Here is a 21,808-nt window from a genome sequence, read left to right on the forward strand (position 1 = left end):
CTTTGTGACTATTTTTAGGGGAAAATAGTCACAAAGAGAATTTTGTTTCGATTTGAACTTAAGCGCTTACATCAGAGGAGGGGTTATTTTGTTAGAGCAAGAATTAAAGCGTGAATTGAAAAGCCGACATCTATTTATGATTGCCCTTGGTGGTATTATTGGGACAGGCTTATTCCTTGGATCAGGTTATACCATTCATGAGGCAGGTCCTGGGGGAGCAATGCTATCCTTTTTAGTTGGCGGATTAGTAATGTACTTAACAATGCTTTGTTTAGGAGAATTAGCGGTATTAAATCCAGATGCTGGTTCTTATCAAACATATGCTACGAGAAATATTTCACCAGCAGCTGGGTATGTAGTTGGCTGGATGTCTTGGCTAAACTGGTCCGTTACAATAGGGTTAGAATTAACTACAGTTAGTATTTTAATGAAAAGATGGTTTCCAGATGTACCATCATGGATTTGGTGTGTAGTCTTTGGTGTGATATTATTCTTGATTAATGCATTGTCTTCTAAAAGCTTCGCTGAAGTAGAGTTCTGGTTTGCTAGTATTAAAGTTGTAACCATTATTGCGTTTATTGTATTAGGTGCCGCTGCAATGTTTGGAATCATTCCTATGCATGGACATAAAGCACCAATGCTATCAAACTTTACTGACCACGGAGGACTATTTCCGAAGGGGATCATGGCAATATTAGTTACAATGATTGGGGTAAACTTTTCATTCCAAGGAAGTGAATTAGTTGGAGTTGCTGCGGGAGAAAGTGATGATCCAGCTACAGCAGTACCAAAAGCAGTTAATAGTACTGTATGGAGAATTTTAATATTCTTTATTCTTTCGATTTTTGTTCTTGCAGGTCTGTTCCCTTGGGAAAAAGCGGGACTAGTTGATAGTCCATTTGTTGTTGTATTTGACAGAATAGGGATTCCTTATGCAGCTGATATTCTGAATTTTGTTATTATTACAGCTGTTCTATCAGTTGCAAATTCAGGATTATACGCAACTTCTAGAATGCTATTTTCGATGTCCAAAAAAGGAATGGTTTCACCTCTGTTTGGAAAGTTATCAAAAAGAGGAGTTCCTCTTAATGGATTAATTTTTAGTATGATTTTTGGTTGCTTATCACTTTTAAGTGGAATCTTTGCACCAGGTACAGTATATGTATGGTTAATATCAATAGCTGGTTTTGGATGCGTATTTGTATGGGCATCAATTGCCTTATCAAACTATTTAGGTAGAAAAAAGTACATCCAAGAGGGTGGAAAAGTAGAGGATTTAAAATATAAAACACCACTTTATCCATTCGTTCCGTTACTTGCATTTGCTTTAAATATGCTCACTATGATTAGTCTAGTGTTTATTCCAGATCAAAGAATGGCGATCTATTGTGGGGTTCCATTTGCAATTGCTTGTTATGTTTTTTACCATTTGGTAGCGAAAAAGAAAAATATCGATTTAGCAGATACAAAAGAAGAAGTTTCGAAGGTTGCTAACTAGAATAAAGAAAGAGTAAAAACCTATTTAAAACAACCGAAAGTGAATTGTGTCACTCTCGGTTGTTTTTTTGAAATTTTCTAACAACTAGTTTAAAAAGGTACTTACGATTAATAACTCGTAAGTACCTTTTTAAGATCTAATTTTAGTGGATTATTTCACTGGATTTTCACTTGTTAAAGAAACATCAGGTAGATAGTTTTTACCATTAGTTAAATCCCAACCTTTTACGCGCTTATTAACGCCTACAGTTGCATAACGATAAAGTGTAGGAATCATTGGTACTTCATCATGAATTAATTGTTGCCATTTGTTGTACACATCTACACGGTACTTACTATCAAATGCTTTAGGTGAAGTACCTTCTTGAAGTAATGTATCATTTTCAGCATTTGTCCAACGTTGATAGTTAAACATAGCATCTTTTGACCAAAGACCTGATGGGTCTGGATCAGAACCAGTTCCCCATGCACCTGCGAAAACATCTACTTTTGGATCATCTTTTTCAACTCTGTCATAGAATGAGTTCATTTCGGCTAATCTGCCATCTACTAATTGCGCGTTTAAGCCAATAGCTATCCAAGATTGAATATATAATTGTGCTAATGGTTGTGCAATATCACTACCACTTTTTGCAAGGAAGTTGATTACAAAAGGTTTACCATTTGGATCTTCACGGAAACCATCACCATTGGTATCTTTGTATCCTGCTTCATCTAATAATTTTTTAGCTTTATTAACATCTTTTGTAAAGCCTTTTACGTCTTTATCCCAATATTTAGGGAATGATGGTGGAATAACTGTGTTTGCGGCGAAACGAAGCCCTCTATACATTTTATCCCCGATTTCTTTTGTATCAATTGCATATGCCATAGCTTCACGAACGCGTTTATCTTGGAATTTAGGATTATCCATTACGTTTAATTCTTTCTTTGCATCATAGTGACCTAGTTTAAAACCAATATAGTCATATGCTAAATCAACTTTCCCAAGAATTTCGATGTTTTTCAAAGATCTAGCTTTATCGATTTGCTCAGCTGGGAAATCAGCTACATCAAGGTTTCCGTTTTCTAGAGAAGCGGTAGCTACCGTAGGATTCACTACTTTTAATAATACGCCATCTAACTTCGGAGCACCTTTCCAATAGTCTTTGTTCGCTACGAATTCAACTGATTCTCCAGGAACAATATTTTTGATTTTAAATGGTCCAAATCCAATTGGATGTTTACGAATTTGATCAGAACTTACTAATTTAGCAATTGGCACATTTGCTAAATATTTTTTAGGCATTGGATTTGTATTTAATCCTGTTAATAAAGAAGGGTTTGCTTGTGTAAACGTAATTGAAATTGTTTTAGGATCAATTATTTTTATACCTGAAATTTTATCCGTCTTTCCTGCGTGATAATCAGCCATACCTACAACCTGTTGCATAAGGGAGTCATAACGAACGCTTGTATAATCTTTATTCCCTACTACAAGATATGTGTACTCTAAATCTTCAGCTGTTACAGGGTCACCATTTGACCAATTTACATTATCTTTAATTTTAATTGTAATTGTTTTATTGTCATTGCTTAATTCATATGTAGCAGCACCACTTTGGTCATACATATAGTTCTCATCAGTTCCTAAAAGTTGCTCATCAAAAAATTGAAGTACGTCAGAATCTGGTGAACTTTCAAAAAAATTGGCGTTCAACTTTCCTTCAAACGCAGTATCAGAAATTAACCCGTACTTAAGGATCCCACCCTGAATAGATTTGTTGTCGTTTTTCATTTTTAAAGGGAATGCTGATGCATCAACTTTAGCAGCTGGTTTAGTACTTGTTTTATTACCTGTTGAACAAGCTGATAATAATAATGATGAAATAGCTAATGCACTAATTACTTTTGAAATCGTCTTTACCTTTTTCATCTTAATCACTCTCCTTATCCTCTTCTTTGTCTTGCATCGGCAGCACGTTTAACCGCTTCGCCGATAAAATTTATACTCAGCATGAGCATTAAAATCATGCCCGATGCAGGTAACCAAATCCACCATTTATTTTGTAAAACATCAGGGTTCGTAGCATAACTAACTAGCGTCCCTAAGCTTGGGGTGCTTTCAGGAAGACCAAATCCTAAGAAAGTTAAGCCAGATTCAATCCCAATATTTCCAGCTAAATTCAATGTAAAAGCTACAATAATTAGTGAACTAACATTAGGCAATAAATGAGAGAATAGTATTTTGGCATTTGAAGTTCCGAGCGCTTTGGCAGCAGCTATATAATCTAGTTCACTTTCAGATAAAACCTTAGAACGGATCAGCCTAGCTTTACCTGTCCATAAAAATGCACTCATAATTAAGATGAAATTTAATATCGAAAATTTAGGAACCAATGTAACAAATACGATAACCATCATCATGAAAGGTAAAATAAGGATAAAATCAATAATCCTCATAATAATTGAATCAATGACACCACCAAAATAACCAGCGATTAACCCAACCACTAACCCTACACAATTTGTAATCAAGGTGATAAATAAACCAATTGTGAAAGAGTTCCGAGTCCCAATAATTAATTGACCAAATATATCACGTCCACCATAATCGGTTCCAAGCCAATGTTCAGCAGAAGGTGGTAGATAAATGGATAGAATATCTACCGTTGTAATTTGACCTTGATTTAAAAAGAAAGAAGTTACGTAAACTGCAATGACTAGTAAAGTTAAAAATATGAGTGATCCCATTGCTAGTTTATCTTTAAGAAATTCATTAAAAACAACAGAAAAGCCAGATGGACTTTTTTCAGTTTTGACGATTGAATTATTTTTATTAACTTGTACTTCCATCCTATTCACCTACCTTTTATTCTATTCTGATACGTGGATCAACTATACTTAAAATAATGTCTGAGAGAAGGGTACCTATTAGCGTTGCAAAGCTTGTCATCATAATAAGAGCTGTTACAACAGAATAATCCCTCTGCATAATTGATTTAATGAATAGTTGTCCAAGACCAGGATAACTAAAGATAGATTCTAAAAACACTGAGCCGCTAATTAGATTAGTAAGTTCATAACCTAAAAATGCTGCAATTGGTAAAAATGAGTTTCGCAAAATGTGTCTTGCATAGATCCTAGATTCAGGGACACCTTTTGATTTTGCTGTTCTTACAAAGTCTTTTACTTTTGTATCAATGATTTCACTGCGTAAATATTGTGATATACCAACTGTAGAAATCAATGCACCAGATAAAGTTGGAAGAACTAAATGATTAATTTTGCTAATGTAATAGGCAAACGTACCATTATCAATAGTAGGATCGATACTTCCTCCAGTTGGGAAGAGGTTTAAATAAAAACCAAAAATAAATAGCATGACGATCGCAAAGATAAATAAAGGTGTTGCAAATCCTAAATAGTTATATCCAGTAACGAGTCTATCTGCCCATGTATCATTCCACCGACCACTTATTACCCCTAGTGGAATGGCTAGTATGTATGTAACGATTAAAATGGAAAAAGATAAGAGGACTGTATTACTAATTTTTTCACCAATTACGTCTTTAACTGGTATTTGTTGTGTATAGGAAATACCAAAATCTCCATGTAGTGCATTCTTCATCCAGCGAACATACTGAACATAAGCTGGGTCATTTAAGCCCATTTTTTCACGTATGGCCTCGGTTTGTTTTGGATCTGCTTTTGGATTAGCTGCTCTTCCAGTTAAGGCATCACCAGGCATTCCTTTTGCTAGTATGAAAATTAAAATACTTAAAATAAAGAGCTGAGGAATCATAATAAGTGTACGACGAATAATAAATTTCCACATCGCTTAACATCCTTTCTACGGTAAAGCTACTCTGTGTGAGTCTGTGAATTTTTTTAAATCGTATGGTCTGCCTGTATGATCAAAAAATGTAGCAGAATTTTGTTCATACTCTCTTTTTACTTCTTGTCTTATTTTAAGTTTTTCATCTCTGAACTCTGGGCGAATGTCTGGTATTGCTGCAACTAAGCGTTTTGTATAAATGTGTTGAGGATTTGATAAAATGTCCTCAGAATTTCCTTCTTCAACTAATCTTCCTCTATACATTACGCCGACTCTGTCACATAAATGACGAATAACACCTAAATCATGTCCAATAAATAAATAAGTTAAATTGAATTCTTCTTGTAAATCCTGTAAAAAGTTTAATACTTGAGCTTGTACAGAAACATCAAGTGCAGATACTGGTTCATCTGCAATAATTAGCTTCGGTTTTAATGTTAATGCACGTGCGATCCCAATACGCTGGCGTTGACCGCCTGAAAATTGATGAGGGTATTTATGGATTGATTCAGGAGTCAATCCAACTTTATCTAAATACATTTGTACTCTTTTCTTTTCTTCACTTGGTGATAATCTTTCATAATTGCGTAAAGGCTCTGCAATTAAATCAAGAACTCTCTTCTTAGGGTTAAGGGAAGAGTATGGATCTTGGAAGATCATTTGAATGTCTTTTCTATATACCCTCATTTCAGATTTGCTAAGCTTTACTAGATTTTTCCCTTCGAAATAAACTGAACCTGCTGTAGCTTTTGTTAATTGGAGGATTGCTTTTCCTGTAGTAGATTTCCCACTACCTGATTCTCCAACTAAACCATAAGTTTCGCCTTGTTGTAGCTCAAAGGAAACACCGTCTACAGAACGAACATAATCGACAACTGTTCGGAAGATTCCTCCACGTATTGGATAATGAACTTTTAAGTCTTCAACTTTTAGAAGTGACATTGATTGCTGGTCCTCCTTTCTTGTTTTTAAACTCAAATGTTTTATAACATGTACAACGTACAAAATGACCAGGACTAACTTCATGTAATGTTGGATGTTCTTCGTGGTGATGTTCACTAATCCAAGGGATTCGTGGACTAAAACGACAGCCTGTTCTTTGTAAACGATCTAATGAAGGAACGGTTCCTTCGATAACGTGTAAACGATCTTTGTTATTATTATTCGATGGAATTGAGTTTAATAATGAACGAGTATACGGATGTAAAGGATTTTTCATAATTTCAGTTACAGTACCTGTTTCAATAATTTGCCCAGCGTACATAACGAAAACTCGATCAGCAACCTCTGCAACAACACTAAGATCATGTGTAATTAGAATGATTCCAAGCTTTGTTTCCTTTTGAATGTCTTTTAATAAGTCTAGAATTTGCGCTTGGATAGTAACGTCTAATGCTGTTGTTGGCTCATCTGCAATTACTATAGAAGGACTGCATGCAATTGCGATCGAAATCATGACACGTTGTCTCATTCCACCAGAAAGTTCATGTGGATATTGTTTATATGTTACAGCCGGCTTAGGAATTCCTACCTGTCCTAGAAGCTGCAGCGCTCTCTCTTTTTTTTGTGATGAAGAGAGTTTTGTATGTAAATCTAAATTTTCTTCAATTTGTTTACCGACTGTCATAAGAGGATTAAGGGCAGTTAAGGGTTCTTGGAAAATCATTCCTATTTCTTTGCCGCGTATTTTATTCATTCCTGAATCAGTGAGGGATAATAAATCTTGTCCTCGGTAGTTGATTTTGCCTTTTAATTTTGTTCTTTTAGTATTGTGGAGACTTAGTATGGATAATGCTAATGCACTTTTTCCACATCCTGACTCCCCAACAATGGCAACAATTTCATTTTCATATACTGTTAATGAAACATCATCTACAGAAGGATAAAATTCATTACTTATTTGGAAGGATGTTGTTAAGTTTTCAATTTGTAATATAGGTTTATTCATAGAATCACTTCCTTTTCATTAAATTAATTAAATATTTTGTATATTTAGTATAATATGTAAATTACGAAATTTACAATATCTTAAAAAATCTTAAAAAATATAACAAAAAGGTAAAAAATATAACAAAAATAGTATTTTGTTAGAAAAAATAAAAGAAAAAGTCCATAAAATTAAGGAATAGAGGGCTTACTTAGAACTAGGGGACAGAAATTAGAATAATATTGGGAAAGTAGAATTATGTCGGATGACAAATTTTTATGTAAAAAAATATTTCGTTTTAAATGCCCTTAACCTTGTATTTTAAAGCTTGGCCATTAATATAAAACAAATATAATTCTTGCTATTTTTTTATAAAAATCTTTTCGAAAAACAACCAAAACCAACAAAAACTTTTATTAGTTCTTCGTAATGTAAATAATTAAAGAAAGATACTCTAAAATCAATGAATGAAAATAGGTGACTCGAATTGTTAGCAGTTTTGAGAGTCACCAATTACTTTATCCCACTATTCGCGAGCAGTAAGAGCCTACCTCAAGATTGAGAGAGACAAAGAAGATAGGTGGGGGATAACTGCCCGTAAAAATAACCATCAGTGGGGATAAAAATAACTCCAACTGATGGAAGTTTCACTTTATTCTTCTGAAGGATTTTTAGGTTTAGGATCAATAGATATAGCATCTTTTAAGTTTAAACTGGACTTTAATATATAAAAATATCCTGTAATTCCAAAGAGAACAAACAAAATAAAAAATATAACCTTTCCAAGAAAAAGTGCCATATACTGATTCCTCCTTCACATCCAAAGTTAACTAATATATATGAGAGAGGAAGATAAGATATCCATGTAATAGGAAATAAGATTAGTACTTAGTAAACAAGTTATCATTCGTTAATTCAAATTAAATTTGGATATACTATGACAGACAGAGAACAGGAAATAGGGGACAAGGAATAGGGAACAAGGACAGGGAAAAGGGAACGAGGAGCATTTCATCGCCTACCCCACGTAAAGCGAGCATCCCTACGTTCCAATCAACTTACACATACTGAAATAGTAACAATGTATACGAAAGCAACCTTTTTCTTTCAAAATGTTTGATGGGTTTGCACCTGAACATGGTAAAATATACTTAATTAGTTAAGTATAGATAGTAGAAGGGATAGACACATGATAAAAGTATTGTTTGTTTGCTTAGGTAACATATGTCGTTCACCGATGGCTGAAGCGATTTTCAGACATATTGCTACAGAAAAAGGGCTAGGGCAAGATTTTATAATTGATTCTGCTGGAACTGGTGATTGGCATATTGGTCATCCACCACACGAGGGGACCAGACAGTTATTAGATGATAAAGGAATCAGCTATGAGGGCATGCAAGCTCGACAAGTTTGCGACAAGGATTTTAATGAATATACATATATTGTCGCTATGGATGCAAAGAATAAAGAGGATTTACTAAAGTTAAGTAGAAAGGAATGTAAAGGAGAAATCTCGCTTCTAAGTGATTTTGTTCCCGCTTCTTTATGGAAGGATGTACCAGATCCATATTATACTGGTAACTTTGATGAAGTGTACAACATTATAGAAGAAGGTTGTTCTCATTTACTTCAATATATTCTTAAGCAACACCAATTAACTGTTTAGAGGAGGAAATGCGATGTCAAGAGGTAGAAAAACGTTACGCAATGTTCTAGTCGGAGTAGCAATTGGTGCAGGGATTTCACTACTAGATAAGGAAAACCGTGAAAAGATTTCTCGAAAAGGTAAAAAACTTACAAAAAAAATAACTGAATGGAAAGAAGATCCTCAAAGTGTAAAAGATGTTGTAAAATCACAATTAAAAGTTGTACAAAGTTCAGTTGAAAAATTAGAAGATAATGTACAATCTGTTAAAGATAAATGGATCGAGATTAAAGATTCAGTACCAGGATTTAAATCTCCAAAATCTGCTATGCAAGAGTTTGTACAAGAAAAAGTTGTGGAAAAAGTAGAAGAAAAAGTTCTGTTTCCTTCAGAAAATAAGCAAGATAGCATTGTGAAAAGTTCTGAAGCTACAATAGAAGTAAAAGATGAAACTGATGCAAAATTAAAAGAAAAAATGGAAGAAATTTTTGATGATGTAGTTCTTTCAAAGAATAAAGAAGAATGATTTGAAGGTGTTTAATTGATCAAATTTACAACAAGGTGTTGGACATTTATTAAAGATTTGGTGAAAAAGTGTATAGCAGATGAAATAACGACTCGCTCAGCAGAGCTAGCCTATTATTTCATGCTTTCACTTTTTCCTTTCCTTCTTGTATTAACGCAATTAACAGCATTTATACCAATTTCAAACAACGATTTTTTTACCTTTTTAAAAGGATATGCCCCGCCCGAAGCAATTGCCATCATTCAAAGTAATCTTCAATTAATCGTTGGTCAGTACAGCGGAAGCACGTTATCTATTGGGGTAATTGCTACTATTTGGGCAGCTTCCAATGGAATTGATTCGATTATTCGAGCTTTCAATAAGGCCTACGAAATCATAAATACAAGAAACTATTTTATTTCCAGAGCCATTTCAGCACTTTTGATGTTTATTATGATTTTTGTTATTATATTTGTTCTCTTAATTCCTGTTTTCGGAAAAGTAATAGCAGGGTTAATCGTGAAGTACATACCTGGATTAGCACATTTATTACATAATTGGAGTATTATCCGGTGGGCAAGTAGTTTTATTGTATTGTTTATCGTATTCACTGTGCTCTATTCTATTGGACCTAATAAAATAGTCCGGATTAAGTATGTAGTTTTTGGAGCACTTTTTTCAACAATTGGTTGGATTGTTTCTTCCTTTGGGTTTGCCATATACGTTGAAAACTTTGGGAATTTCACAGTTCAATATGGTAGTCTTGGCGGAATTATTATTTTAATGATATGGTTCTATATTTCAGCCATAGTCATTATCATTGGTAACGAAATTAACGCGTTATTAATGAAATACCGATTATCAAATGAAGAAAAACCAGTGTAATTGATTTGATTTCCTTACAAAAATTGTCATTACTATCCTTAAAGAATTTGGTCAAAATATTAAAGATCAATGATTTGGAGGGATTCATTAATGTCAAAAAGTAAATCAAATCACAACGACAAAAGTAATAAAAAACAAAAAAGTAGCAGCCATCCTAAAGGAAAAACAAGTGGCTCAGCTAATGGAAGTAATGATTATCATTAATTAATCATGAATGAAAAACAACTCCTTGCAATTGTAAGGAGTTGTTTTTATTAATTATATAACAATGAGAGAAGTTTTTTTAATAATATCTTTGATAAAACAAGGCTGTTTTCGTATACATTGTTGTTTTTTTAGTATGTGTAAGTTGACTTCCACTCCAGGATGCTCGCTTTCCTAGGGGCGTGAGCTGAGCCTCCTCGTCGCATACGCTCCTGTGGGGTCTCAGCCTTCCCGCACCTCCCACAGGAGTCGAGCACCCTTCCGTTCCAATCAACTTTTGTCATTTAAATACCAAACCTAAAAGAAAAAGAGCTTATCTATTTAAATAAGAGTTTTCTTTAAAGGTTATTTAATCTCAGGTAAATCACACATTTTTATTGCATCAGAAATCTGTATTTTAATACCCTCTCTAATCTCTTCATATTACTCAGTATTGTTCAGGTGAAATCGACGTTTGCCAAGCAAATTGGTAATGAAAAATAGCATCTTTTTCAATTTTTTCTAATGGATTTAACGCCATACCGCCTTTAGTTATTCGAGCATTTGTTTGAGCAGATAAGTTAAGGAATAGTACTTCAAGAATTTTGATTTCACGTTCATTCAAGTTATGATGTTCCATTGTTATTTTTACATCAACCATAGCAATTTTAAAAATACCTCCTTTTCTTAATTCACTTCTATAAAAGCCTTCATTAGCGTAAGGTTATCTTTAAATTAATTCTCTTTTCTAAAAGATAGTTGTTCTTGAAAAGATTTGGTTAAGCAAACTGGTGATAAATAAGTTGGTTGGAGTGTAAGGTGTGAGACTCCTGTGGGAGCAGCGGGACAGGTGAGACCCCGCAGGAGCGATAGCGACGAGGAGGCTCACCGCACGCCCCACGGAAAGCGAGCATCCTGGAGCGGAAATCAACTTATCTCATTATTAAATAACAACAAGGTTACTAAAACAGAAAAGACACCTCCTACAATTAGAAGGCGTCTATAACGTAATAAGTTATTTATTTCTTCAACAGTCTAAGTGAATTAAGAATAACAAGAATTGTGCTACCTTCATGACCGATAACGCCATAAGGCAAATCAATTATTTGTAAAAAGTTAGAGCAGATTAACAATGCTATAACTGATAAAGAAAAAATAATATTTTGTTTTACAATTCGATTCATTCGTTTAGAAAGCTCAATTGCATCTGCGATTTTTGTTAGATCATTTTTCATTAATACGACATCTGCTGTTTCAAGTGCGACTCCAGTTCCACCGCCCATTGCAATTCCAACAGTTGCCGTTGCAAGAGCGGGTGCGTCGTTTATACCGTCACCTACCATTGCCACTTGTTCATATCGATTTTTAAGCGTGTTTACAACATCTACTTTTTTATCTGGTAAGCATGATGCAAAAAATTCATCAATTTGACTTTCTTTTGCGATTACCTTAGCAGTTTGTTCAGTATCGCCAGTAATCATAACGGTTTTAACACCCTGTTGCTTTAATTTTTGTAAAGCAGTTTTTGTTTCATTTCGTACTAAATCTCTTAAAGCAAACATTCCAATTACTTCATCATTTTTACCTACGTAAACAATAGTATTTCCTTCATTCTGCCAGCTTTTTTCAACGTGAGCTAAAGGGTGTACAGCAGATGAGATAAAATCAAGTTTTCCAACTTTATATTGCGCACCTTCGTATGTTGCAAGTACACCATTTCCGGCAAAATCCTCTACATTCTCAAAAGAATGATACGTAGAAATTCCTTGTTCAGTTGCAAAATTTACAATTGCTGTTGCAAGTGGGTGAGTTGAATAACGTTCGATTGAAGCAACTAATTGTAATAAATTCTTTTGTTCGAATCCCTCAATTGTTTCATAGTGAGTAACTAAAGGTTTTCCTTTTGTAAGTGTTCCTGTTTTATCAAAAGCAATAGCCTTTAATACTGCAAGGCGTTCCAAATGGATACCACCTTTAAATAAAATTCCTTGTTTAGCTCCATTTGAAATTGATGCTAAAATCGCAGGTGTGATTGAAGCAACGAGTGCACATGGTGAAGCAACAACTAACAGAATCATTGAACGATAAAATGTAATTTTCCATGACCAATCTAATAAAAAGTGCGGTAATACCATCATTAGTGCAACTGCGATTAAGACACCTTTTACATATGTCCCTTCAAAACGTTCAATAAATTGCTGAGAAGGTGTTTGTTCACTTTGTGCAGATTGAACAAGATTAATGATTTTCTGAAAAAGTGTTTCATCACTATGTTTAGTAATCTCTACAAATAATGTTCCTTTTAAGTTAATTGTTCCAGCAAAAACTTCATCTTGGACTGTTTTCATTACTGGAATCGATTCGCCAGTTAAAGCAGCTTCATCTACGGATGTTTCACCTTTTGAAATGATTCCGTCAGCTGGGATTCGTTCTCCAGCTTTTATTAAAATTGTGTCGCCGATTACAAGTGCCTTAACACTTACTTGTTCTTCTTGCCCATTTCTGACACGGATAGCTGTTTGTGGCTGTAAGGTCAAAAGAGACGAGATTTCTTGGTTTGTTTTATTAAGAGTATAAGTTTCAAGAGCGCCACTTAATGCAAAAATAAATATGAGAATTGCACCTTCTGTCCAATAACCAATTGATGCAGATCCAACCGCAGCAATAATCATTAACATTTCAACATTTAATTGCTTTTCTGAAATCGTATCCTCAATACCTTCTTTGGCTTTTGCGTATCCACCAATGCAAAAAGCAAGAATATATAATGCAACGGATAAAGTAGAATGAGAATGCTCAGTAAGATAAGCGAATAAAGTTAATCCACCTGCTATAAGTGCTGCAATCAATTCACCGTGTTTTTCTAAAAATGTTATATCAAATTCTTCTTGAGAGTATTCATTTTGTTTAATAGTAGATAATTCAGAACCTGCACCCATTTTAATTCTCCTTTTCTATTGTAATTGAGAAGAATAATCAAATTCACAACCCCTATAAAACGACGAAAGCTGCCGTCCGAAGACAGCAGCAAACTTTATATATATCGATATGTTTAATTATGTGAATGAATTTTTCTCTACCCACATTATAACATATTCTACTTTATATTAAATAATAATTTGTCTAAATAAATTTTTTGCTAACAGTTCATGTAGATCGAAGTTTTTATCCCGCATTAACGGTCAGTAAAACACCAACCTCAAGATCGAGAGAGACGAAGAAGATAGTTGGGGGATAACTGCCCGTATAAAAGCCCGATTGGGCGGGCTAACCATCAGTGGGGATGAAGAACCCCCCCACTGACGGAAGTTTCACTTTATGTTAGTATGATATGGTTATTGTTTTTTGAGGAGAGAGGGAATAGGATGGATGCAAAAAAATTTTTTACACACCCTCTAGGGGTAATTGGTTCTGCTGTTTTGACAACATTTTTGTGGGGAAGTGCATTTCCGTTTATCAAATTAAGTTATGTAAGATTACATATTGGTAAACATGATTACTGGGATCAAATGGTATTTGCTGGATATCGTTTTCTTTTAGCTTCAGTTTTTATCTATTTATTTTTCTTTTTGATTAAGCGGAAGCTAACATTCCGAACTAATACTTGGAAACAAATTGGTAAGGTTGGGTTGTTTCAAACGTTTTTACAATATGTTTTATTTTATATTGGCTTAAGTTTATCGACAGGCGTACAAGGTTCGATCATAGCAGGAACTACGTCATTTTTTCAGCTATTGACGGCCCATTTTATGTACAAAAACGATCGGTTAAATAGTAAGAAAGTAATTGGTGTTTGTATTGGTTTCACAGGTGTAATTGTTGTTAATATGACTAAGGGGACTCTCTCACTTCACTTAGGAATAGGAGAGTTTTGTTTATTGCTGGCCATGATGTTCGGCGGATACGGTAATGTATTAGCTAAGGAAGCATCAAAAGAGTTAGACGTTCCATATCTTACAGCCTACCAAATGCTATTTGGTGCACTCGGATTACTTCTATTAGGTAGTTCACAAGTTGGTATCGTACCATTTTCATTTGATTGGGTTTCTATTGGAATGTTAATTTATTTAGCATTATTAAGTGCAATAGGTTTTATCCTTTGGAATAATGTCATGAAATACAATCAAGTCGGTAAAGTTTCGATGTATTTATTCTTAGTACCTGTGTTTGGAGTATTTCTTTCTTCCATTCTATTAAATGAAGCACTGTCCTACTTAGTGTTTATTGGTTTAGCTTGTGTTACTGCTGGTATTATTATTGTAAATTATCAGCCTAACGCAAAAAAGGGGAAAGTAAAAAGGGCTTCGTGATTGCTTGGTTGCCTGCTTGGGTGCCTGTCAAATTTTGAAGTGTGAATATACTGTGGACAAAGTCGAGGAGAGATCCTCGGCTTTATTTGTTTTTAAAAAAGAGGAATCTAAAGAAATAGGTGGAATAAAGTGTAAAGGTTAATCCTACTAGTAAAATAAGGCAATGGGGGAATAGAGATGGAATTAGCAGTCGAAAAAGTATACTCTAAAGAAATTTTATATACAGCTGCGGAATTATTTGAAGTTAATGTAGAAGAAAAGCCATTAGGTGATTTTGAAAATTATTTGTATAAAGCAAAAATGAGTAATGGACAAAATTGTGTGTTAAGAATTACGCACTCCTCTCATCGAAATGAACAGGAGATTTTGGCAGAGTTATCCTTTTTAAAATATGTATGTGATAATGGAGCAAATGCAGCGGCTCCTTATTTTTCAAAACAGGGAAATTTAGTTGAATTACTGCCTGCAAGTGATGGCACAACTTTTTTTGCCTCTTTATTTGAATGGGCAAATGGGAGTCATGTGAAAATCGATGATCCTTCGATTTGGAATGATGAGCTTTTTTACGTATGGGGAAAAACGATTGGAAAGCTTCATGCTTTGACGAAAAATTATCCTCATACTTCAAACCGAAAAAAATGGGATGAGGAACAATACGTGATAGACTTACAAAATGACTCAGCATATGGCGAGTATGCAAAGCGATTGACTCATCAACTAAATTCATCAGAACAAACAAATGATACATATGGTTTAATTCATTCAGACCTTCATCATTGGAATTTCTTTTATGACAAAGGCGTAATCACTGCATTCGATTTTGATGATTTACAGTATAATTACTTTGTTCATGATTTGGCTATGGTTCTCTACTATTCCAAGCTAAGCATAAAAGGAACAGAAGAGGAAAAAAATCAATTTTATGAACACCAACTAAGTGTATTAAGAAAAGGATATGAAACTGAGAATAAACTAGATGAACGATGGTATGATTCAATTCCTTTATTTATGCAAAAACGTGATCTTGAGTTATATCAAGTTTTAACTGTTAAATTAGATGGGAAAGAAATGTCTCCTAGTACAAAATCATTATATGATACAGTAAAGCAAAGAATTGAAAGTGCTATGTTATAAGATGTTTACTAATAGTTAGGTAAAATGAACAAATTTGGCCCTCCATATAATAAAAAGGAGGGTTTTAACATTTTTAGGGGCATATTTATAAATGTTTAAATTGTCCGAAAAATATATTGCAATTTGAAAACGGTTACTATAAAATAGCAAGTGTAAACGGTTGCACTAATTAGTATACTTTAAATTATCAGTATTTTTAATTAATAGTTTAATATGTTGCAGTAGATTTATTTGAGTTTTTACAAGTAGGCTTCATAGGGGGAGTACTAATGAAAAAAAGGTTAGGTTCATTCGACTTTTGGCAAAAATTAGGTAAAGCTTTGATGGTAGTAGTAGCAGTTATGCCAGCTGCTGGGTTAATGATCTCATTTGGTAAATTAATCGGAATGGCGACAGTGGACATTCCATTTATGCAATCGGTTGCAAATGTGATGCAAGACATTGGTTGGGCCATTATTGTCAATTTACATATTCTATTTGCAGTTGCGATAGGTGGATCGTGGGCTAAGGAACGTGCTGGGGGAGCATTTGCTGCATTATTAGCCTTTATTTTAACGAATCGTATTACAGGAACAATTTTTGGTGTAACTGGTGATATGTTAGCTGACCAAAATGCAAAAGTGCATTCATTATTTGGTCATAGTTTGCTAGTAAAAGATTACTTTACTTCCGTTCTAGGTGCACCTGCGTTGAATATGGGTGTATTTGTTGGGATTATTTCAGGTTTCTTAGGAGCCGTATTATTTAACAAGTTCTATAACTTTAATAAACTTCCAAAATCGTTGGCTTTTTTCAACGGTAAACGCTTTGTACCATTTGTAGTTATTCTAGGTTCTGTTGTTTCAGCTATGGTCTTATCAGTTCTTTGGCCATTTGTGCAAACAATTTTAAACGACTTTGGAAAATGGATTGCTACATCGAAAGATACAGCTCCAGTTCTTGCACCATTTGTATATGGAACACTTGAACGTTTATTATTACCGTTCGGTTTACATCATATGTTAACGATTCCGATGAACTATACTCCACTTGGAGGAACGTATACAATTCTTACAGGTTCATCAGCTGGTTCAGTTGTAGCTGGACAAGATCCACTATGGTTAGCGTGGGTAACAGATTTAATTAATTTAAAAGATGCAGGTAACATGACTGCTTATCATCACTTATTAAATACTGTAGTTCCAGCGCGTTTTAAAGAGGGACAAGTTGTGCTTTCAACAGCTTCATTAATTGGAGTAGCTTTCGCAATGTTCTACTCTGTAGATAAATCAAAACGTGATAAATATAAACCAATGTTCTTTTCAGCAGCATTAGCAGTATTTTTAACTGGTGTTACTGAACCAATTGAATTTATGTTCATGTTTGCTTCACCACTTCTTTATGTTGCATACGCAATTATGACAGGATTAGCATTCGCATTAGCAGATCTAATTCACCTTCGTGTTCATGCATTTGGTTTTATTGAGTTATTAACTCGTACGCCAATGATGATTAAAGCAGGTTTAGGAAGAGATTTAATTAACTTTGCATTAGTATGTATTGGATTCTTTGCACTAAACTTTACAGTATTTAAATTCTTAATTTCTAAATTCAATATTCCTACTCCAGGTCGTAATGGTAACGAAATTGAAATGGAAGGGGAAGATCAAGCAGTAGAATCATCTTCAACAAACAAAGTTCAATCAAGTGGAAATCAAGAGGCAATCGCGATTATTTCCCTACTTGGTGGACAAGATAACATTGAAGATGTAGATGCTTGTATGACTCGTCTTCGTGTAACAGTTAAGGATCCATCTCTAGTAGCAAGTGAAAAAGAGTGGAAGGCAAATGGGGCTCTTGGGTTAATTTTAAAGAACAACGGTGTTCAAGCAGTTTATGGACCAAAAGCTGACGTATTAAAATCAGATATTCAAGATGAGATTGGAGCATAATTCATGAAATTGTTGACGCTAAACTGCCATTCATGGCAAGAGGAAAATCAACGTGAAAAAATTCAATGTTTAGCTGAGACGATTAAAGAAAAATCCTACGATGTTATCGCATTACAAGAAGTGAGTCAACATATTGACTCGCTTCTTTGTGCTAATGGATTAAAAGAGGATAATTTTTTACTCGTTTTACTAAATGAATTGAAAAAAATAGGTGTAACAGGATTTGAATATGTTTGGGATTTATCACATATCGGCTTCGAAGTATATGAAGAAGGATTAGCGATATTATCCAAATATCCTATTCTTAAGAAAGAAAGTTTTATTGTGACAAAAAATGAAGAGATTAATGCATGGAAAACGCGCCGAATTGTGGGGGCAACAATTGAAGTAAAGGGTAAACCAGTTACGTTTTACTCATGTCACTTAGGGTGGTGGCATGATAAGGAAGAGCCTTTCACGGAACAATTCGATCAACTGATTTCATATGCAAATAAACATGACCATTTTTTCCTAATGGGTGATTTTAATAATAATGCCTATGTAAGAAATGAAGGTTATGACTATTTAAAAGGAAAAGGATTAATAGATACATTTGATATGGCTCTAAAGAAAGATAGCGGCGATACAGTAAAAGGGAAAATAAAGGGATGGGAGGAAAACAAGGAGAACCTTCGAATTGACCTGATAGTAACGAATAAACAAGTTAATGTAAAATCATCAAAGGTCATTTTTAATGGTGAAAATAAACTAGTAATATCGGATCATTTTGGAGTAGAGATCGAAGTGGATCTATTCTAATTGGTACAAAAAGGACATACTCGAGCTATGAGTATGTCCTTTTGGGTGGAAGGTTCTTTTCTAAAGGCTCTTTTCTAAAAGATTGTTACTTTTGAGATTTTTAATTTTAAAGACAGAAGTTGTAATCAACTAACGCATTCTCAAATAGCAAAAATGTTTACGAAAACAAGCATTTATTAAAGAAAAAAGGGACATATTTTTTTAAGCACAATTTTGTAGCTCAAAAAAATATGTCCCTTAAATTAGGTTGCTATTATCTATTTATCTTTTCGCGCCTGTAAAACGTCTATGAATGAACTTTGCAAATAATCTTGCAACAAGGTTAAATACTAGTACCATTACAATTAGAACCGCAGCAGATTTTGCCGCAATTGCTTGTGCATCTGGAACAATTCCCTCAGAATTTAATTTCCAAATGTGCACAGCTAATGTTTCTGCTGGTCTAAAGATATTGAATGGATTCATTGGTGTATTTATTGGCGCTTGAGTATTTAAGAAAGGTGTTGTTAAGCCAGCAGTATAAATTAAAGCTGCTGCTTCACCAAATATTCTACCAGCTGCTAAAATAATTCCTGTGATTAATTGAGGAATTGCAGTTGGAATACTAATTTTAACGATCGTTTGCCATTTTGTTGCTCCAAGTCCAAGACTACCTTCTTTACTGTTTTTTGGAACATTTAACAATGCTGTCTCACAAACCCTCGTTAAACTTGGAAGATTTAAGATTGAGATCGCTAAAGCTCCACCAATTAATGTATAGCCCCATCCAGTCATCGTAACGAAGACTAATAATCCAAATAAACCAACAACAATTGAAGGTAAAGAAGCAAGTGTTTCAATACATAGTCTTAAAAATCCTAAGAAGCGACCAGGCTTTGCATATTCTGCTAAATAGATCCCTGCACCTAATCCAATAGGAACCGAAATAATTAAAGTTAGTACTAAAATATAGAAAGAGTTAAATAACTGTGGTCCAATTCCCCCGCCAGCTTGAGTATTACTTGGATTTCCAAACAGAAAATTAATATCCCAAAAGCCCCAACCTCTAGAAATAATTTCACTTACTAAAAATAAAAGTAAAATCACAACAAATGAAGCGATTAGATAAAAAATTCCTGTCCAAACTTTGTTCATTGTTCTTGCATTCATGCTTGTTTACCTCCTTTTCTTCCAATTAAGCGTATGATGAGAATGAAGAAGAAGGAGATAAATAGTAGAATCATAGCAAGAGTCCATAAAGCATTATTCCATGGAGTACCATTCATCGTATTTGCCATATCCATCGTTAAAATACCAGTTAACGTAACCGTTGGATCGAAAATACCATTAGGGAACTTAATTGTATTTCCAATAACCATCTGTACAGCAAGTGCTTCACCAAATGCTCTAGCTAAACCTAAAACAACTGCCGTTAAGATATTCGTTTTTGCTGCTGGAACAATAGCTAATTTAATTGCTTGCCATCTTGTAGAGCCTAAACCGTAAGAGGCTTCCAAATAATCCTTTGGAACGGCACGTACTGCATCTGAAGCAATACTTGCAATCGTAGGTAAAATCATAATACTAAGTACGATAATACCAGCTATTAAACTAAATCCAACTCCGCCGAATGTATTTCGGATGAATGGAACGAGTATTGTCACACCAAGTAATCCGTAAACAACAGAAGGGATACCTACAAGTATCTCTAAAACAGGAACTAATATTTTTTCACCAAACTTTGGAGAAATATAATTCATAAAGACAGCTAAAGCAATTGCAATAGGTGCAGCAATTATGACAGCACCGACTGAAACAAGAATAGATCCAACAATGAATATTAGAGATCCATAAGTAGGATTCGTTGCATCATTTGGACTCCATTTTTTTGAAAATAACATATCAAATAAAGAAATATGGCTTTGAGTAAATGACTGGATTCCTTTGCTAACAATAAAGCCAATAATGGCAATTGTTATACCAATCATTAGTAAGCCACATAAAGTAACAAGTGTTCGTCCAAGGTATTCACTTAGAAAGAAGTTTCTATTTTTGAACTTCATGATAAACCCCTATCTTTTATATATATAATAGTTATGAGAGTTGGTGTTAAACCAACTCTCATTTAATATGAAATTATTTTAAGCCATTCATTTTTGAAGCTGGGATGTAGCCCATTTCTTCTAATTTCTTAGCGAATTCATCGCCTTTCACGAAATCGATATATTCTTTAACTGGTGATTTCGCTTCACCTTTTGTAATCATATATTCATATGAGTAGAATGGATATTTACCAGCAGTGATATTTTCAGTAGTAGGTTCTACGCCATCAATTTTAATTTGTTTTAATGCGCCTTGTTTCTTACCAGTTAAGTAAGAGTTTGCTAGATATGAAATTGAACCAGGTGTACTGTTAATCGCTGTTTCTACTGAACCAGTTGAATCTTGAACAGTTCCAATGCTGTCATTAATTTTTACATCTTTCATAACTGTTTTCGTAAATGCTGCACGAGTTCCAGATGAAGCTGGACGGTTAATTACATTAATTTTTTCATCCTTACCGCCTACATCTTTCCAGTTAGTAACTTTTCCAGAGAAGATATCTTTTATGTTTTGTAATGTAAGTGAGTCAACGCCTACATCTTTATTTGTTGTAAGTGAGAAGCCAATACCAGCTACTTTTGTTTCGACTAAGTCTTTTGCTAAAGATGGATCAGTTAATTTTTCAGCCGCAGGTACATCTGAGTTACCAATTTGTACTGCTCCAGCTGTAACTTGGTTAACACCAGTTCCGCTTCCGCCACCTTGAATTGTAATTGAAACTTGTGGATATTTTGACATAAATTCTGTAGCTGCTTCATCAGCAAGTGGTTGTAGAGCTGTTGAACCAGCTGCTGTTACCGTACCAGATAGACTAGCTTGTTTTGCATCTGAAGAAGAAGCTTTCTTATCAGAATTGTTACTACATCCTGCCATAACTCCTGTTACTAGCATTGCTGCAAATGTTAATTTCAAACCACGTTTCATTTTAGTCCTCCTAAAAAGTCGATTAATTTTTCTACATTTCTTACTTTAAATGAAGAAAGTTAACTGACTTTTAACGTAACGTAAAGAATTTGTAAATCTATTTAGAAAACTATCCATTTTTGAAAACTACACTATACAATGTTGAAAAAAGGGGAAAAACAGAAAGCAGC

19 protein-coding genes are annotated in these 21,808 nt (G+C 34.2%); 8 read left to right on the forward strand and 11 right to left on the reverse strand.

Going from position 1 to position 21,808, the window contains the following annotated elements; genetic code table 11:
• The first annotated feature begins 136 nt into the window (after positions 1–136).
• Positions 137–1,498 (forward strand): amino acid permease, encoded by a 1,362-nt coding sequence (locus J5Y03_RS12770; RefSeq protein ID WP_209406423.1) that lies wholly within the window; start codon positions 137–139, stop codon positions 1,496–1,498.
• Between the two features lie 150 nt (positions 1,499–1,648).
• On the opposite strand, the gene opp4A is transcribed toward J5Y03_RS12770, so the two are convergent.
• The 6 genes from opp4A to J5Y03_RS12800 all read right to left on the reverse strand — a co-directional run bounded on the left by opp4A (position 1,649) and on the right by J5Y03_RS12800 (position 8,040).
• The gene (gene opp4A / locus J5Y03_RS12775) at positions 1,649–3,412 is read right to left on the reverse strand and encodes an oligopeptide ABC transporter substrate-binding protein (protein ID WP_209406255.1); all 1,764 of its coding nucleotides are present in this window, start codon (positions 3,410–3,412) and stop codon (positions 1,649–1,651) included.
• A 14-nt stretch (positions 3,413–3,426) separates the two neighbouring features.
• Positions 3,427–4,332 (reverse strand): ABC transporter permease, encoded by a 906-nt coding sequence (locus J5Y03_RS12780; RefSeq protein WP_209406257.1) that lies wholly within the window; start codon positions 4,330–4,332, stop codon positions 3,427–3,429.
• Positions 4,333–4,348: 16 nt separating this feature from the next.
• Positions 4,349–5,314, reverse strand: a complete 966-nt coding sequence (opp4B, locus tag J5Y03_RS12785; RefSeq protein ID WP_209406259.1) for an oligopeptide ABC transporter permease — start codon at positions 5,312–5,314, stop codon at positions 4,349–4,351.
• 15 nt (positions 5,315–5,329) lie between these two features.
• Positions 5,330–6,256 carry an ABC transporter ATP-binding protein gene (locus tag J5Y03_RS12790; RefSeq protein ID WP_209406261.1) on the reverse strand — a complete coding sequence of 309 codons (927 nt, stop codon included), beginning with the start codon at positions 6,254–6,256 and terminating at the stop codon, positions 5,330–5,332.
• Entirely contained in the window at positions 6,237–7,262 is a 1,026-nt protein-coding gene (locus J5Y03_RS12795; RefSeq protein WP_209406263.1) for an ABC transporter ATP-binding protein, read from the reverse strand. The genes J5Y03_RS12790 and J5Y03_RS12795 overlap by 20 nt, the downstream gene beginning before the upstream one ends.
• A 631-nt stretch (positions 7,263–7,893) precedes the next feature.
• Positions 7,894–8,040, reverse strand: coding sequence for a hypothetical protein (locus tag J5Y03_RS12800; protein WP_209406265.1), 147 nt, complete (start codon positions 8,038–8,040; stop codon positions 7,894–7,896).
• A 390-nt stretch (positions 8,041–8,430) separates the two neighbouring features.
• Here J5Y03_RS12800 and J5Y03_RS12805 point away from each other — a divergent pair, with 390 nt between their 5' ends.
• Genes J5Y03_RS12805 through J5Y03_RS12815 form a run of 3 tightly spaced genes read left to right on the forward strand, consistent with a single transcriptional unit; the run spans position 8,431 to position 10,276 of the window.
• Positions 8,431–8,907 (forward strand): low molecular weight protein-tyrosine-phosphatase, encoded by a 477-nt coding sequence (locus tag J5Y03_RS12805; RefSeq protein ID WP_209406267.1) that lies wholly within the window; start codon positions 8,431–8,433, stop codon positions 8,905–8,907.
• A 13-nt stretch (positions 8,908–8,920) separates the two neighbouring features.
• Positions 8,921–9,412, forward strand: a complete 492-nt coding sequence (locus J5Y03_RS12810) for a YtxH domain-containing protein (RefSeq protein ID WP_209406269.1) — start codon at positions 8,921–8,923, stop codon at positions 9,410–9,412.
• A 15-nt stretch (positions 9,413–9,427) separates the two neighbouring features.
• A complete protein-coding gene (locus J5Y03_RS12815) occupies positions 9,428–10,276 on the forward strand; it encodes a YihY/virulence factor BrkB family protein (RefSeq protein ID WP_209406272.1) in 849 nt (282 codons plus the stop codon).
• 631 nt (positions 10,277–10,907) lie between these two features.
• On the opposite strand, the gene J5Y03_RS12820 is transcribed toward J5Y03_RS12815, so the two are convergent.
• Both J5Y03_RS12820 and J5Y03_RS12825 read right to left on the reverse strand, forming a co-directional pair.
• Complete coding sequence (locus tag J5Y03_RS12820) at positions 10,908–11,120, reverse strand: hypothetical protein (protein ID WP_209406274.1); 213 nt, start codon at positions 11,118–11,120, stop codon at positions 10,908–10,910.
• 358 nt (positions 11,121–11,478) lie between these two features.
• Positions 11,479–13,398: a heavy metal translocating P-type ATPase gene (locus tag J5Y03_RS12825; RefSeq protein ID WP_209406276.1), complete on the reverse strand. Its 1,920-nt coding sequence runs from the start codon at positions 13,396–13,398 to the stop codon at positions 11,479–11,481.
• A 426-nt stretch (positions 13,399–13,824) separates the two neighbouring features.
• On the opposite strand from J5Y03_RS12825, the gene J5Y03_RS12830 reads away from it, so the two are divergent.
• The 4 genes from J5Y03_RS12830 to J5Y03_RS12845 all read left to right on the forward strand — a co-directional run bounded on the left by J5Y03_RS12830 (position 13,825) and on the right by J5Y03_RS12845 (position 18,632).
• The gene (locus J5Y03_RS12830; RefSeq protein ID WP_209406278.1) at positions 13,825–14,769 is read left to right on the forward strand and encodes a DMT family transporter; all 945 of its coding nucleotides are present in this window, start codon (positions 13,825–13,827) and stop codon (positions 14,767–14,769) included.
• A 177-nt stretch (positions 14,770–14,946) separates the two neighbouring features.
• Positions 14,947–15,903 carry a phosphotransferase enzyme family protein gene (locus tag J5Y03_RS12835; RefSeq protein ID WP_209406280.1) on the forward strand — a complete coding sequence of 319 codons (957 nt, stop codon included), beginning with the start codon at positions 14,947–14,949 and terminating at the stop codon, positions 15,901–15,903.
• 269 nt (positions 15,904–16,172) lie between these two features.
• Positions 16,173–17,834: a PTS transporter subunit IIBC gene (locus tag J5Y03_RS12840; protein WP_209406282.1), complete on the forward strand. Its 1,662-nt coding sequence runs from the start codon at positions 16,173–16,175 to the stop codon at positions 17,832–17,834.
• Between the two features lie 3 nt (positions 17,835–17,837).
• Complete coding sequence (locus J5Y03_RS12845) at positions 17,838–18,632, forward strand: endonuclease/exonuclease/phosphatase family protein (protein WP_209406284.1); 795 nt, start codon at positions 17,838–17,840, stop codon at positions 18,630–18,632.
• A gap of 261 nt (positions 18,633–18,893) precedes the next feature.
• Here the strand turns inward: J5Y03_RS12845 and pstA are convergent, their stop codons facing one another.
• The 3 genes from pstA to J5Y03_RS12860 all read right to left on the reverse strand — a co-directional run bounded on the left by pstA (position 18,894) and on the right by J5Y03_RS12860 (position 21,638).
• Positions 18,894–19,781, reverse strand: a complete 888-nt coding sequence (pstA, locus tag J5Y03_RS12850; protein WP_209406286.1) for a phosphate ABC transporter permease PstA — start codon at positions 19,779–19,781, stop codon at positions 18,894–18,896.
• Complete coding sequence (gene pstC / locus J5Y03_RS12855) at positions 19,778–20,674, reverse strand: phosphate ABC transporter permease subunit PstC (protein ID WP_209406289.1); 897 nt, start codon at positions 20,672–20,674, stop codon at positions 19,778–19,780. Before pstC ends, pstA begins: the two co-directional genes overlap by 4 nt.
• A 73-nt stretch (positions 20,675–20,747) precedes the next feature.
• Complete coding sequence (locus J5Y03_RS12860) at positions 20,748–21,638, reverse strand: phosphate ABC transporter substrate-binding protein PstS family protein (RefSeq protein WP_209406291.1); 891 nt, start codon at positions 21,636–21,638, stop codon at positions 20,748–20,750.
• Between the last annotated feature and the right edge of the window lie 170 nt (positions 21,639–21,808).

This window comes from Gottfriedia endophytica (assembly GCF_017814275.1).
Lineage (GTDB): Bacteria > Bacillota > Bacilli > Bacillales > Bacillaceae_G > Gottfriedia > Gottfriedia endophytica.

Bases quoted from the DNA above. Each gene is read 5' to 3' on its own strand.
- J5Y03_RS12845 (WP_209406284.1), top strand. From the start codon at position 17,838: ATGAAATTGTTGACGCTAAACTGCCATTCATGGCAAGAGGAAAATCAA.
- J5Y03_RS12770 (WP_209406423.1), top strand. From the start codon at position 137: ATGATTGCCCTTGGTGGTATTATTGGGACAGGCTTATTCCTTGGATCA.
- J5Y03_RS12840 (WP_209406282.1), top strand. From the start codon at position 16,173: ATGAAAAAAAGGTTAGGTTCATTCGACTTTTGGCAAAAATTAGGTAAA.
- J5Y03_RS12800 (WP_209406265.1), bottom strand. From the start codon at position 8,040: ATGGCACTTTTTCTTGGAAAGGTTATATTTTTTATTTTGTTTGTTCTC.
- J5Y03_RS12830 (WP_209406278.1), top strand. From the start codon at position 13,825: ATGGATGCAAAAAAATTTTTTACACACCCTCTAGGGGTAATTGGTTCT.
- opp4B (WP_209406259.1), bottom strand. From the start codon at position 5,314: ATGTGGAAATTTATTATTCGTCGTACACTTATTATGATTCCTCAGCTC.
- pstA (WP_209406286.1), bottom strand. From the start codon at position 19,781: ATGAATGCAAGAACAATGAACAAAGTTTGGACAGGAATTTTTTATCTA.
- opp4A (WP_209406255.1), bottom strand. From the start codon at position 3,412: ATGAAAAAGGTAAAGACGATTTCAAAAGTAATTAGTGCATTAGCTATT.
- J5Y03_RS12810 (WP_209406269.1), top strand. From the start codon at position 8,921: ATGTCAAGAGGTAGAAAAACGTTACGCAATGTTCTAGTCGGAGTAGCA.
- J5Y03_RS12835 (WP_209406280.1), top strand. From the start codon at position 14,947: ATGGAATTAGCAGTCGAAAAAGTATACTCTAAAGAAATTTTATATACA.
- J5Y03_RS12790 (WP_209406261.1), bottom strand. From the start codon at position 6,256: ATGTCACTTCTAAAAGTTGAAGACTTAAAAGTTCATTATCCAATACGT.
- pstC (WP_209406289.1), bottom strand. From the start codon at position 20,674: ATGAAGTTCAAAAATAGAAACTTCTTTCTAAGTGAATACCTTGGACGA.
- J5Y03_RS12860 (WP_209406291.1), bottom strand. From the start codon at position 21,638: ATGAAACGTGGTTTGAAATTAACATTTGCAGCAATGCTAGTAACAGGA.
- J5Y03_RS12820 (WP_209406274.1), bottom strand. From the start codon at position 11,120: ATGGTTGATGTAAAAATAACAATGGAACATCATAACTTGAATGAACGT.
- J5Y03_RS12780 (WP_209406257.1), bottom strand. From the start codon at position 4,332: ATGGAAGTACAAGTTAATAAAAATAATTCAATCGTCAAAACTGAAAAA.
- J5Y03_RS12805 (WP_209406267.1), top strand. From the start codon at position 8,431: ATGATAAAAGTATTGTTTGTTTGCTTAGGTAACATATGTCGTTCACCG.
- J5Y03_RS12795 (WP_209406263.1), bottom strand. From the start codon at position 7,262: ATGAATAAACCTATATTACAAATTGAAAACTTAACAACATCCTTCCAA.
- J5Y03_RS12825 (WP_209406276.1), bottom strand. From the start codon at position 13,398: ATGGGTGCAGGTTCTGAATTATCTACTATTAAACAAAATGAATACTCT.